The organism is Flavobacterium psychrotolerans, from assembly GCF_003097635.1.
GTDB classification, from domain to species: Bacteria; Bacteroidota; Bacteroidia; order Flavobacteriales; family Flavobacteriaceae; genus Flavobacterium; species Flavobacterium psychrotolerans.
The window spans coordinates 55,977-69,903 of record NZ_QCZI01000012.1; the positions used below are offsets into that span (position 1 = coordinate 55,977).

Sequence of the window (13,927 nt, forward strand, 5' to 3'; positions counted from 1 at the left end):
TAAACTATATTACCATGTCTGATAAAGATACATTAACCATCGACGAACTAGATCAAACAATCTGTGTTTTGACAGAAAGCAAAACGGAAAGTTTTGCTGAAAACGAAAAGCTAAAATCAGCATTAAATATTTTAATTTTAAAATCGAAATCGGTACTTTTTCCCTGTCTTGGTTTACTGATTTTTGCAGGATTTTGGAGTCTGGTAAGCATTTATACTAAAGAGGCATTGCCTGGGCCAAAAGCTACATTAACCGTTTTATACGAAATGTTGCGTGATCCATTTTATGATTACGGCCCTAACGACAAAGGCATCGGATTGCAATTATTCGTTTCGATAAAAACGGTACTTTCTGGCTTTTTGCTAGGGTCATTAATTGCAATTCCAATCGGGATTTTGATGGGAGCAAGCGCCATTTGTAAACAAATTTTGTATCCAATTGTGCAACTGCTAAAACCGGTTTCTCCCTTGGCCTGGTTTCCAATAGGTTTGGTGGTTTTTAAAGATACGGGAATGGCCACCATATTTATTGTATTTATTACGTCTTTATGGTCAACTTTAATTAATACCTCTTTTGGTGTGGCTTCAATTCCGCAAGATCATAAGAATGTGGCTAAAGCATTTGGTTTTTCAAAAATGAGATATTTAACAAAAATATTGATTCCATACAGTTTGCCCCACATCATTACGGGATTGCGTTTGAGCATCAGCGTGGCATGGTTGGTAATTGTGGCTGGCGAAATGTTGTCAGGCGGGGCAGGAATCGGGTTCTTTGTATGGGACAGCTGGAATGCCTTGAGCTTAGAAAAAGTAATATCAGCCATCATCATTATAGGTGTTGTAGGATTACTATTTGACAGAATCTTCACTTTTATCGAAAACAAAGTAGCTTATAAAGCTTAATAACATAAAAAAATCACAACCATGAGTTATTTAGAAATCAAAGATTTGGAAATTTCGTTTCCAACTCCAAAAGGGAAATATGTTGCGGTAAGAGACATTAATTTGTCCATCAAAAAAGGGGAAATTATCTCCATCATCGGACATTCAGGTTGCGGAAAATCGACCATCATGAATGCCATAGGAGGGATGCTTACGCCAACGGGGGGAACGGTAGAATTAGACAGTAAAAAGATAAAAGGGCCGGGACCGGATCGAGGAATTGTTTTTCAGAATTATTCCCTTTTGCCTTGGATGTCAGTGCATGAAAATATCTTTCAGGCGGTAGATTCAGTAATGGATTGTTCCAAGAAAGAAAAACATGAAATCGTGGACAATAATCTTAAAATGGTTAATTTATTGGAACACCGAGATAAATTACCAGGACAATTGTCCGGTGGGATGAAACAAAGAGTCGCCATTGCCAGAGCCTTTGCCATCAATCCAGGAGTTTTATTGCTTGATGAACCTTTTGGCGCGCTTGATGCCCTTACTAAAGGCTCCATGCAATTGGAGGTTTTGAAATTATGGAACTTGAACAACAGAGATAAAACGATTGTCATGATTACCCATGATATAGAGGAAGCCTTGTTTTTGTCAGACAGAATTGTGGTGTTAAATAACGGTCCCGCTTCTACTATTCGAGAAATCGTTGAGGTGCATTTGCCAAGGCCAAGAAACAAAATTGAAATCGTGAAAATGCCTGAATATATTGAATTAAGGGATAAATTATTGCACCTATTAACCGATAAATTCTCTATTGAAGATATGGGAATGGTGTATAAAAATTAGTTTGGTTAATTTTGTTTAGTTAGGAATCCCTGTAATAGTTGCTATTATGGGGATTTTTTTTTGTTTTGGAATGGTTACGAATAAAATAATAATTTATAATATTTTAATTTGTTTGGTTAATTCATTTTTTCTTTTAAATTTATATTTAATGAGTAGGGGTAAATTATTTGGTTATGATTGAGAATGTAATTCAGAATATATAAGCAAAAAGTCAAATTGGCAGTATCAATTTAGTCCCATAAAAAATGTTTTCTATTGTTTAAAATATAAAATTGCATGATGTACCAAAACGGCATTTATGAGCAACTAATAACCAAATTAGTATTTTCAAAAATCAATGATTTAGACAAAGCAAAGTTTTATATCAAACAGAATGAAATTGATAAAAACGAAGCAGCAAGATTATTTTCACAATATTTGTCAGAAGTAATTAGATTTGCTCTGAACCTAATTTCCGGAGATGATAGTGTTGAAAAACAAATTGAACTTTCTAACAAAATTATTAATCTTTTAAAGAAGGAATTAAATAATAATGAGTTTGACGAAGATTTAATAGCTACTGAAGCACGGATTCTTTCTGCAATTTTCTCAAAATTAAATGCTAATTTTTCTGATTTTGAAAAACATCTCAAAGAGATTACTCCATATACAAGATTGTCTCAAAGTGAATTATTTACAGGAAGTAATGCTGGAATTTCACTTGAAAGTGAAATTAAAAAAGAAATTTTGTCATCTGATAAAATAAACTTCCTAGTTTCATTTATTAAATGGACAGGTATTAGAATTTTTGAAAAAGAATTGTCTGAATTTACCGAAAGAGGAGGTGAATTAAAAATCATTACAACATCCTATATGGGAGCTACTGATTTGAAAGCAGTAGAATATTTATCAACTTTAAAAAATACAGAAATCAAGGTTTCATACAATACAGAAAATGAAAGACTTCACGCAAAAGCGTATTTATTTTATAGAAATACTGGTTTTCATACTGGTTATATTGGATCTTCTAATATTTCACGTTCAGCATTAACGAGTGGTTTAGAATGGAATTTGAAAGTTACTACAAAAGAGGTGGGTCATATAATTGATAAATTTCAAAAAACATTTGAAACCTATTGGCAAGACAAAGAATTTGAATTGTTTGACAAATCGAAAGATACTGAAAAATTAAGAATCGCTTTAAAAAAGGAAAAATCGTATGAAAAAAATAATTCATCAGCTTATTTTGACTTAAAACCTTTTCCATTTCAAGAAGAAATTTTAGAAAAATTAGAAACGGAAAGAATTGTACATAAACGATATAAAAATTTAATAGTTGCAGCAACCGGGACAGGAAAAACAGTAATTTCAGCTTTTGATTTTAAATTTTTCAAGAAAAATAATCCAAGTGCTAAATTATTGTTTGTTGCGCATCGTAAAGAAATTTTACAACAAGCACAGGCAACATTCCAAGGTGTTTTAAAAGATAATAATTACGGCGAATTATGGGTTGATGGAATTGAACCAGAAAAATATGATTGTGTTTTTGCGTCTGTTCAAACGTTGAATAATAGAATAGATTCTTTACAACTTTCTAATACATTTTATGATTTCATTATTGTAGATGAAGTTCATCATATAGCCGCATCGAGTTACAGATCAATTCTAAAACATTTTGAACCTAAAATACTTTTGGGCTTGACCGCAACTCCTGAAAGGATGGATAATGAAGATATTCTTAAGGATTTTTGTAATGTAATTGCTGCTGAAATACGATTACCTGAAGCGCTTAATAGAAAATTACTTTGTCCTTTTCAGTATTTTGGAATTACAGACAGTATTGATTTATCTAATGTTACTTGGCAAAATGGAAGATATTCACCAAGTGAGCTTACAAATATTTATACTAGAAGTGATAAAAGAATTGGTGAAATAATTTCAAACCTAAACAAGTATCTTACAAATATAAAAGACGTAAGAGCACTTTGCTTCTGTATCAGTCAAGAACATGCTCAATTTATGGCAGAGAAATTTTTACTTTCAGGTTTGAAGGCTGATTATTTAGTGAGTTCAAGAAATGAAATAAGAGATGATATTAGAAAAAGATTCTCTAGCAAACAGATTAATTATCTTTTTGTTGTAGATATTTTCAATGAAGGAGTTGATATTCCAGAAATAGATACAGTTTTATTTCTAAGGCCAACAGAAAGTTTAACTGTTTTTCTTCAACAACTTGGTAGAGGTTTGAGATTAGCAGAAGATAAAGAATGTTTAACAGTGTTAGATTTTGTTGGAAATTCAAGACCAGAATATGATTATGAAGGTAAATTTAGAGCTCTGGTAGGGAAAACAAATACCTCAATTCAAAAAGAATTGGAAGATAATTTTCCGCATTTGCCATTGGGCTGTTCCATTAATTTAGAAAAAAAGGCAAAAGATTATATATTAAAAAACATTCATAATGCTACAGCTTTAAATACCAATCAACTTTTAAATAAAATCCGTAATTATAAACATCAAACGACTTTACCACTAACATTAAAAAACTTTTCGAATTTTTATCATATTCCATTACAATTGATTTATAAAAAAGGAAATTGGAAAAGATTGTGTGTGAAAGCTGAACAAATTGAGAATTACGTACCCATAAATGAAACCGAAATTTACAGAGCGATCAATAAAAAGTGGTTTTCTTGTAATTCATTTTCTTATTTTCAATTTATAATAAAATTGGCTAAAGACAATTTTATTATTGATTTTGAAAAACTTTCTGATGAAGAAAAATTAATGTGTTTGATGCTTCATTATGATGTTTGGCAAACTGTAGGAACTTTAGATTCTCTAGAAGAAAGTATTAGGTTGATAGGTAATAATAAAGTCTTGACAAATGAAATAATAGAAGTACTTGAATTATTAATTGATAGGATAGATTTTATTGAAAAAGAAGTTCAACTTGATTATTCACAGCCTTTAAAAGTACACAGTCGTTATACTAGAGAACAAATCTTAGCCGCTTTTGGAGATAGTACCTTTTTGAAAAAATCTAGCAATAGAGAAGGAGTTGTTAATTTGGAAGATAAGAATACAGAGCTCCTGTTAGTAACGTTAGAAAAAGCAGAAAAAAATTATTCGCCAACAACAATGTATAATGATTATGCCATTAATGAAGAAATTTTTCACTGGCAATCACAAAATTCATCAAAACCAGAAATTGGAAAAGGATTATCATATATCAATCATCAAAAAAACAAAAAGAAAATATTACTTTTTGTAAGAGAACAAAATACCAATCAGTTTGGGAATACAATGGGATATGTCTTTTTGGGAGATGTAAATTATCAAAAACATTATGGTACAAAACCCATGAGTATTAATTGGAAACTAAACGAACCTTTGCCTCCTTATTTATGGAAATCGACAGTTAAAATGTCTGTTGGATAGAATGTGATTTTAAATAATCTTGGATTACAAATTTCAATTTATTTTGGAGTTTAGAAAGTGAGTTCACTTTACTACTCAACAAATCATAAAAACTATGACCAGATATTTTGAATACATTTTTGTGGCTTACTTTATACTCTTCATTTCCAATAACCCATTTTTCAAAATAATTTGTATCAATAGTGAAATCAATTAAATAGAATTTTGCTTTTTTAAATATTTGAGCATCTTTTGAGAGTTTTTCAAAAATACAGTCTTCAATATTTTTAGGAATTTCATTAAATTTAAAAACAGCAAATAAAGTATTATCGTTAGCTTTTATATCAAATCCACTTAAATTTCCAACTTCAAAACCCTTAATTCCCCCAAAATTTGTTCGTGAAACGTTCCGATTGAATTATTTATAGACTTGTCAATTTGACGTAATACTTCTGCTTGTATTAAGGTTTCCTCATTGATATCATTAAATTTTGCATCAAAAGTTAACTTAATAGTATCAACTTTATTGCTGTAAAAATTCTTCTTCGTGATATTATTTTTAGCTTTTAAGTATGCTTTGTGAAGATTTGCTACACAACTTAAAAAATGTTCATCCGAAATAAAATTTACATACTTGTTCTTCATAAATATTGGCAATAGGATTATTTAGCTAAAGTAGTGATTTTTCATTCATTTTTTAAACTCCTGTTTTTAATTATTAGACACTCCCAATAATAAATTCAATACACAAAAAAGGCTTTTGAACGCATTCAAAAGCCTTTTTATAGAACCTATTTTTTGATTGGAATTATTTTTTTCTGTCCATTTCCCTAGACAGGCTAGGTTCTTTTTCGTTCATGATTTTAGTCACCGTAATATGCATCCAAATCAAACAAATGGCAGAAAACAGCAATATAAAGATCCAAGAACTGGACCAAATACCAGTTGCGGTCAGTAAATAACTAAAGATAATGGGGCCGAAAAAACCACCCAATCCGCCAATCATTCCTACCATTCCGCCCACAACGCCCACTTCTGTAGGGAAATATTCTGGGATGTGTTTGTAAACGGCCGCTTTTCCTATTCCCCAAGAAATTCCAATCAGAATCACCAAAACTAAGTACACCCACATGTTGGCGTCAAAATGAATATGGGTAATTCCCTTGGCCACCAATTCTTTTTTCTTAACTTCTTGATTTTGGGTTACTACCACTTTTTGCCAAGAAGTTCGTATTGGAAAAATGGAACTTTCCTGAGGGCTTTCATTCATTTGAACAATTGGGAAATCCTTATCGTCAATTTTTACGTTGGTATTAGAAACCGTAGTAATTGTTCCTTTTTTAGTGGCTAACACGCCAGGTCCGGTAGTGGTGACATCCATTTTAGGAACCATGAGCAAGGCACTTAATACAACTGAAGATGACAAAACCCAATACATCACTTTTCGGGCTCCGAATTTGTCCGACAAATACCCTCCAAAAGCACGAATCACTCCGGAAGGCAAACTGAACATGGTGGCAAACAACCCGCCCATAACCAGACTGGTTTGGTACACGTTCATGAAATTGGGCAAGAGCCATTGCGAATAGGCAACAAAACATCCGAAAACCAAGAAATAATACGCCCCAAATCGCCATACTCTCACGCTTTTTAATGAGCCTAACATTTGGGAAACAGTTTTGGATTGGTTTTCTATTTTTTTGTTTTTGGCAAAAATTAAGAACGCAACACCAATAACAATTAAGGCGCAACCATATATAATAGGCAATATTTTCCAGCCATTTTGCGGATCAGCTATAGAGAAATGATTCAGTAATGAAGGAGCCATAAAAGTGGTAATGGCCGCACCAGCATTTCCCATTCCGAAAATGCCCAATGCCCTTCCTTGCCATTCTTTTGGATACCAAATGGAGGTATAGCCAATACCAACGGCGAAACTAGTTCCTACCATTCCGAATAAAAAGCTCAGCACGGCGAATAGGAAAAAGCTGTTAGCTAATGGAAGCAGAAACAAAGGGATGGAACAGAGGAGGAGCAACGTTGAAAATACGTATTTTCCGCCAAATTTGTCAGTTAAAATGCCGATTGGTAATCGCATGATGGAACCCGTTAAAATGGGTATACCTAAAAGCCAGCCTACTTGTACAACGCTCCAGTGAAAAATGCCATTGTCTACCAAAAAGGTGACCAATACGCCATTTAATGTCCAACAAGCGAAACAAACGGTAAAGGCAAGTGTGTTTAAAAATAAAATTCCGTGCGATTGGGATAAAGAATTTGGGTTTTTCATAATACTTATATTTTTACACAAAAATAAGTAGTTATGTGGAGGATAAACCTGCGTTTTCGCAGTTTTTAAATAATAATTAAGTATTTATACTTAATTTTAATGTACATATACGTATATTTAAATATTTGCTGAATAAATAAAGTTACAGCAAAGAAAATTCATTGGCTTTATTAGAAAGTTCCATAAGGTTTTTGACTTTTAATTTTTTCATCAAATTAAAACGATGAACTTCTGCGGTTCGTTTGCTGATGTCTAAAGCTTCCGCAATTTCCTTGTTTCCTTTTCCCGATAACAGAAGTTTGAGGATTTCTTTTTCTCTTTTGGTGATTAACAGTTCTTCCTCTAAAGAGTGTTTCGATTCTAAAGGTAGTGTTGGATGGGTTAGTTGTCCAATCAATATGGAAGAAATATCGCCACTAAAATATTTTCCGCCATTTGCAACCGTGTGAAGTGCTTTAAGGAATTCTTCTTTACTGGAACCTTTCAACAAGTAGCCGTCGGCACCCGCTTTAATTGACTTCAAAACATATTCTTCGGATTCATGCATGGAAAGCATAACAATTTTAACCAAATTATTTTGGCTTCTTAATTTTTCAACCACTTCAATGCCAGTCAAATTGGGCATTCTAATATCTAAAATCAGTAAGTCGGGGTGTAATTGATCTACAATAGTTAGGGCTTCCAATCCATCGGTGGCTTCTCCAACCACGACAATGTTTGCTTCGTTTTCTAATAATGATTTTATGCCATCTCTCACAAATACATGATCATCTGCCAGAACTACTCGAATAGTATCACTCATAACTTACTTAATTTTGAATTCATTTTTTACGTATATTCATCTAAAAAGAACGGCTAAGATACGTATTAAAAAAAGAAAAAGAAAATTGAGAAAAGAAAATAGCAAAGTAGTTCTATCCTTTCATACTTTTTTAAATAGGAATATTGAAAGTAATGCGTGTTCCTTCGTTGGGTATAGAATTAAAAAACACGCGTCCGTTAATGTATTGAATCCTTTCTTTCATGAAAAGCAAGCCCATTCCGGATTCGCTGTTTCTCATTTTTTCTGACGCAATGACATCAAAGCCTTTGCCATTATCGTCTACGGTAATGCTTAAAAGATTATTGCTATGCGACAATTGTACGATAATATGGGAAGAATCAGCATATTTTATGGCATTATTGATCGCTTCTTGGGTCAGTCGATAGATGTTGACTTCAATTAATGAATCCAAACGCTGATCGAAGTTAGTCTTATTGTAAAAAAGAATATTTTTGCCCGTAAGCTTGGATAATTCTTGGGTCAATTTGGCAAGTGCAGAATTGATGCCGTGATCGCTTAATTCTGGAGGCATCAGGTTGAAAGTGGCAGTGCGGACACCTTTGATAATGTCTAAGGAAAGTTTTCTCAAGTAGTCAATTTTCAGGGCAGATTTTTCTTTGTCTTCCAGATTAATGCTCTCCAAACTGAATTTTAGTCCGGTAAGCATTTGACCTATGCCATCATGGATTTCTCTGGCAATCCTATTTTGTTCTTTTTCCTGATTTTCGACAATTTTACTCGATATGACTTTTTGCTGATTTATTTTATCGGTGATGTTTTCGGTATTGAGTCGTTCGACTTCCTCCTGGGCATTTTTCCGTTCCGTAATGTCAAAACAGATAATGAGTAACTCGGATTCCTCTTTTTTTATGGTTACCGGTACCATCGACAAATCTAGCCAAATGGATTGCTCGTTTCTATTGGTAATATTGATTTCTCCTTGCCATCCCGTACGTTGTTTCTCAAGAAGGATTCTGTCAATAATTTGTTGTTCTTTTTCAATTGGAGTCAGGGCATGCGAGAAAATTTTATCAGACACAAAAGCGTTGTACTGAAGCAGTTTCGAGAATTTTTCGCCAATATGAATGATGGAACCATTTGGGGCTACACGGCAATAGAGCAAGGTGTTTTCCATGGCGTAATTGAGTGACTTAAGTTCTTTGACGGAATTTTCCTTTATTTCGCTCAGAATTTCGGTGTCGTGTGCTAGTTTTAATGCCTTCTTTTCGGAGAACAAAAGTTTAGAAATCAATTTTTCTACTTTATGGTTCGTAGGTTTAAAAATGAACAGGAATTCCAACAACAAAACGAGTAAGGTGAATGCTAAAATTGCATATTCGGTTTTGCTTTGCAAGGTTACTTTTTCTAGGGCTTCCTTGTCATACTCGTCAACAATTTCGTTCATTTTAGAAAGGAAAACCACTTGGTTGTCCAAAATCGTTTGAACCAATTTTTGATTCTCTTTTTGATTTCGATGCTGTTTGATGTTCTCTAGAAAAAGAGTGGTGGAGCCAATAATTTTTTCAAAATTAGGCTTTACAGCAACATATAGTCGGGCAAGTAGATTGCTTTTTTCTTTTGGAAAACCAAGGCTGTCGTTCCCGTTTACCAAGGCATAGTGGGTGAATTTCCAAAGTTGGGCGGTTTCGTTGATGCGATAGATTCCTTGTTTTTTCTGGGTGGTATCCGTCAAGAAATTTAAAATCAAAATTTCTTTCACAAGCTTTTGACTCAGCATTCTTTGTTTTCCCGAAATATTTATGATTCGGGAATCGCTCAACTGTCTTTTGAGATTGTATTGTATCAACAGTTGGCTCAATATTACCGCTACGGCAATGGTCAAGAGCGCAAAAAGATACAGTCGTCGTAAATTTTTGAATGAAATGGTATCGACAGACTCTTTAGTACTGTTCTTCATCGTTTATCGAATTATAAACCCAGTGCCTCTTTAATCAATTGAAAATTTTCGGGGCTAAAGCTTATTTTTAAGGCTTCCTGATGGCCTTTGTCAGACATTTTATTCCAGGTTTTCTCAATGATAGTTTTCATTTTTTCACGATCGTGTTTATGAACGAATGGGTCAAAATAAAATTCCAAGAACACTAAGCAGATCACATCTTCTAAGAGTTGTGTCTCTTCGTCTTTTTTGAGTAGTTTTTTTTCGACTAAAAAAGAAACTCGGGCAATGAAAGCCTCATCATAGCCTGCTTTTTCTAGGATGGCAGCAGTAGTTTTGGCATGAAATTTTTTCAAATCTTCGCGCCATTTTAAATAGCCTACACGATCCATGGGGTAGGATTCCCGAGCTATTTTCCATCGGCAAATGTGCTGCGCTTTGGAGGCAATCTGTACGGCTTCGGAGGCATTTGGATGAAAATCCATAAGCTTTGCGTACATTCTGTTGGAATACAATAATTCCTTTGGATAAGAAATAGATTGGTCTGTTTCTAGGTTTGGATCTTGCGCATTTTCTGCGTCAATCCATGCACTGGCGTTTTGAAAAGATGTCATTGTCATTTGAAAAGGATATTTTCAAAGATACATATTTATTCCAAAAAGCCAATAAATACTTCGTCATCCAAAATTTTCACGGGATAGGTGGCAATTTTCAAATCATCACCATTTAAATTCGTTCCATCCACAAGAGAAAAGGTCTTTTTGTGCATAGGACAGGCAATTTTAGGCACATCATCTACAGAACCTGTCATGCCTCTTGAGAGCACCATTTCCATTTTATGGGGACAAGCATTTTGGCAAGCATACCATTCATTTCTTCTTTCGAAGTTAAAAATCGCAATTTGCTTGTTTTTATATTTGATGCACCCTCCACGATTACTAGGGAAGTCTTTTATATTTCCGGCTTTGAACCACGTTTTTACATCACTTAAGTTTACGGTTTCGTATTGATTTAGAATATTTTCCATTTGAATAATCTTTTAATTTTTTCACTCCTAATCCCTCTCCAAAGAGAGGAATCAGCAGTTGAAAATAGTTAATGAGTTGTGAATATAGTATAGTAGTTGTTTTATTTAAAAAAAACGGCTGATTACCAAGGTTTAGGCATTTTTTGATCCCTTAACGGAACAAATTCAATATTGTCATCTTTCTCATCTGAATTCACGAAGTGGCTGAAACGTTTCATCAATCTTGGTTTTTCAAGTACTTGTTTCCATTCACATTCGAAAGTACCTACCAAAGATTCCATTTCGGTTTCTAAGGTTTCACATATCCCTAAACGGTCAAAGATGATCACTTCTTTTAAATAATCCATTCCGCCTTCCAGTTTGTCAAGCCAAGTTGCCGTACGTACTAACGGTCCCGCAGTACGGATATAATACATTAAAAAACGATCTAAATATTTTATAACGGTTGCTTTATCTATTTGTTCTGCCAATAAAACAGCGTGTTTCGGATTGGCACCGCCGTTACCGCAGATGTAAAGATTCCACCCCCCTTCAACAGCGATTAAACCGAAATCTTTTCCTCTTGCCTCAGCGCATTCTCGAATACAGGCAGATACGCCCCCTTTTATTTTATGGGGAGCACGAATTCCTTTGTATCTATCTTCCAATTCGATGGCAAAACCGGCGCTATCGTCCATTCCGTAACGACACCAAGCATTCCCCACACAACTTTTTACAGCCCGTAACGATTTTCCGTAAGCGTGTCCGCTTTCAAAACCATTATCAATCAATATTTTCCATATTTTAGGCAAATCACTCAAGTGTGCTCCAAATAAATCGACACGTTGCGCTCCAGTAATTTTAGTGTACAAATCAAATTGTTTGGCAACTTCTCCTATCACAATCAGTTTTTCGGCAGTAATTTCACCACCGGCCACTCTTGGTACTACCGAATAGGTTCCATTTCGTTGAATATTAGCCAAGAATCGGTCATTCGTATCTTGGGTCGTAACATGTTTATTGGCAGTGTCATTATAGATACTGGAGAATATGGAAGCCACTATGGGTTTGCAAACTTCGCAACCATCACCACTACCATGATGATCAATCACTTCGTAATAGTTGGTGTATTTATTAATTTTTACAATGTCAAATAATTCTTGTCTGGTGTATTGAAAGTGCTCACAAATGGTGTCTTTTATTTCTTTTCCAAGCGATTTCTGAGTGGCTTTTACGATATCTACTACCATTGGTTTGCAACCGCCACAACCCGAAGTTGCTTTAGTCAGTTTTACCACATCGGCAAAAGTAGATGAAGTTCCGTCAATAAGCGAACAACAAATGGCACCTTTGGTCACGTTTTCGCAGGAACAAATTACGGCGGTATCCGGCAAATCGGCTGCGCTACCTAGCGTAGATCCTTCGCCACCACGAGAACCCAAAATCAAATCTTCCGGATTTATTGGTAACGCTAAAGCGTTGCTGTAAATTTGGAACAACCCATTATAGTCACTGGAATCTCCCACTAAAATTCCGCCCAAAAGGGTTTTCCCGTCTTTGGTAACATTGATTCTTTTGTAAATTCCGCTGAATTTATTTTCATAAACAATGGCGGTTACATTCTCGTTTTCAATAAAAGGGTCCCCAAAACTAGCCACTTCAACTCCAATTAATTTTAATTGTGTGGACATGTCTATGGTTTCCCGCATCGTTTTCGTGCCTTTCAAGATTTGCTCGGCAGCGACATCGGCCATTTCATAACCGGGAGCCACAAGACCGTAAATCATTCCGCTGTAAAGAGCTACTTCTCCTATGGCATAAATATAAGGATCGGAAGTTTGCATTTGGTTGTTCACCACAATGCCGCCTCTAACGCCCACTTCCAGTCCTGAAACTCTGCCCAGTTCGTCGCGTGGTTTAATCCCCGCAGAAATCACCAGCATGTCCACTTTCAGTAATTCATTTTCGGCAAACATCATTCCCGTGATGTGGTTTTCGCCATCTATATATTGAGTTGCTTTGTTGAGGTGGATACCAATGTTGAGCTCTTCAATTTTTGCCTGAAGCATGTCACTGGCACCTTTGTCCAGTTGTCTCGGCATCAATCGTGGTGCAAATTCCACCACGTGCGGATTCAATCCTAAATCATATACCGCTTTTGCGGCTTCTAGTCCCAACAATCCGCCACCCAGAACGGCAGCTTCCGTTGACCCATTTTGTTTTATCTTTTTGGCATAGGCCATAATCGCATCCAGATCCTCTATGGTACGGTACACAAAGACGCCTTCTTTTTCTACCCCCTCAATGGGAGGGACAAAAGCCGAAGAACCCGTAGCCAAAACTAAGTAGTCGTACGGATGCGTTTTTTCTAAATGTGTATGTATTGTTTTTTGTTCTCTGTTGATGTCCGTAACTAATTCAGAGGTATTTAGGATAATATTATTTTCCTCATACCAATTAGAGGTAGATAACGACAAGTCGTCGGCGCTTTTCCCTGCAAAGTATTCGCTCAAGTGAACGCGGTCATAAGCACGTCTTGGCTCTTCACCAAATACAGTAATCTGGTATTGTTCCTGTCCTGATTTCGCGATGAATTTCTCGCAAAACTTGTATCCCACCATGCCGTTTCCGACTACTATTACTCTAATCATGATTTCTAAATTAAGTATTACTACGCAAATATAAGTATTAATACTTAATTAATGTACTTAAAATTGATTTTTTTTATCCGTTCCTAATAATTAGTGCATTTTGTCATCATGAGTGCTGTGCCGGTAATCCC

9 protein-coding genes and 1 pseudogene are annotated in these 13,927 nt (G+C 35.0%); 3 read left to right on the plus strand and 7 right to left on the minus strand.

From position 1 onward, the window contains the following. Positions 1-14 precede the first annotated feature (14 nt). From ntrB to DB895_RS10260, 3 genes are all read left to right on the plus strand, one after another. Positions 15-902, plus strand: coding sequence for a nitrate ABC transporter permease (gene ntrB / locus DB895_RS10250; protein WP_116725272.1), 888 nt, complete (start codon positions 15-17; stop codon positions 900-902). Between the two features lie 21 nt (positions 903-923). Further along, entirely contained in the window at positions 924-1,730 is an 807-nt protein-coding gene (locus tag DB895_RS10255) for an ABC transporter ATP-binding protein (RefSeq protein ID WP_116725273.1), read from the plus strand. Positions 1,731-2,006: 276 nt separating this feature from the next. Then, a complete protein-coding gene (locus DB895_RS10260; protein WP_243694659.1) occupies positions 2,007-5,150 on the plus strand; it encodes a DUF3427 domain-containing protein in 3,144 nt (1,047 codons plus the stop codon). On the opposite strand, the pseudogene DB895_RS14530 reads toward DB895_RS10260, so the two are convergent. The 7 genes and pseudogenes from DB895_RS14530 to nirB all read right to left on the minus strand — a co-directional run bounded on the left by DB895_RS14530 (position 5,131) and on the right by nirB (position 13,796). Beyond that, positions 5,131-5,774 (minus strand): annotated as a pseudogene (locus tag DB895_RS14530) (Eco47II family restriction endonuclease). The gene DB895_RS10260 and the pseudogene DB895_RS14530 overlap by 20 nt on opposite strands. A 163-nt stretch (positions 5,775-5,937) precedes the next feature. Next, positions 5,938-7,419, minus strand: a complete 1,482-nt coding sequence (locus DB895_RS10270; RefSeq protein ID WP_116725275.1) for an MFS transporter — start codon at positions 7,417-7,419, stop codon at positions 5,938-5,940. Between the two features lie 142 nt (positions 7,420-7,561). Next, positions 7,562-8,221, minus strand: coding sequence for a response regulator (locus DB895_RS10275; protein ID WP_116725276.1), 660 nt, complete (start codon positions 8,219-8,221; stop codon positions 7,562-7,564). Positions 8,222-8,351: 130 nt separating this feature from the next. Further along, positions 8,352-10,160: a sensor histidine kinase gene (locus DB895_RS10280; protein WP_116725277.1), complete on the minus strand. Its 1,809-nt coding sequence runs from the start codon at positions 10,158-10,160 to the stop codon at positions 8,352-8,354. A gap of 11 nt (positions 10,161-10,171) precedes the next feature. Then, positions 10,172-10,759 carry a DUF4202 domain-containing protein gene (locus tag DB895_RS10285; RefSeq protein WP_116725278.1) on the minus strand — a complete coding sequence of 196 codons (588 nt, stop codon included), beginning with the start codon at positions 10,757-10,759 and terminating at the stop codon, positions 10,172-10,174. Positions 10,760-10,788: 29 nt separating this feature from the next. Further along, entirely contained in the window at positions 10,789-11,166 is a 378-nt protein-coding gene (gene nirD / locus DB895_RS10290; RefSeq protein ID WP_116725279.1) for a nitrite reductase small subunit NirD, read from the minus strand. 122 nt (positions 11,167-11,288) lie between these two features. Further along, complete coding sequence (gene nirB / locus DB895_RS10295; RefSeq protein ID WP_116725280.1) at positions 11,289-13,796, minus strand: nitrite reductase large subunit NirB; 2,508 nt, start codon at positions 13,794-13,796, stop codon at positions 11,289-11,291. Positions 13,797-13,927: the final 131 nt, after the last annotated feature.

What these genes read in the sequence shown, in the direction of transcription:
- ntrB (WP_116725272.1), top strand. Translation starts at nt 15, where the DNA reads ATGTCTGATAAAGATACATTAACCATCGACGAACTAGATCAAACAATC.
- DB895_RS10255 (WP_116725273.1), top strand. Translation starts at nt 924, where the DNA reads ATGAGTTATTTAGAAATCAAAGATTTGGAAATTTCGTTTCCAACTCCA.
- DB895_RS10260 (WP_243694659.1), top strand. Translation starts at nt 2,007, where the DNA reads ATGATGTACCAAAACGGCATTTATGAGCAACTAATAACCAAATTAGTA.
- DB895_RS10270 (WP_116725275.1), bottom strand. Translation starts at nt 7,419, where the DNA reads ATGAAAAACCCAAATTCTTTATCCCAATCGCACGGAATTTTATTTTTA.
- DB895_RS10275 (WP_116725276.1), bottom strand. Translation starts at nt 8,221, where the DNA reads ATGAGTGATACTATTCGAGTAGTTCTGGCAGATGATCATGTATTTGTG.
- DB895_RS10280 (WP_116725277.1), bottom strand. Translation starts at nt 10,160, where the DNA reads ATGAAGAACAGTACTAAAGAGTCTGTCGATACCATTTCATTCAAAAAT.
- DB895_RS10285 (WP_116725278.1), bottom strand. Translation starts at nt 10,759, where the DNA reads ATGACAATGACATCTTTTCAAAACGCCAGTGCATGGATTGACGCAGAA.
- nirD (WP_116725279.1), bottom strand. Translation starts at nt 11,166, where the DNA reads ATGGAAAATATTCTAAATCAATACGAAACCGTAAACTTAAGTGATGTA.
- nirB (WP_116725280.1), bottom strand. Translation starts at nt 13,796, where the DNA reads ATGATTAGAGTAATAGTAGTCGGAAACGGCATGGTGGGATACAAGTTT.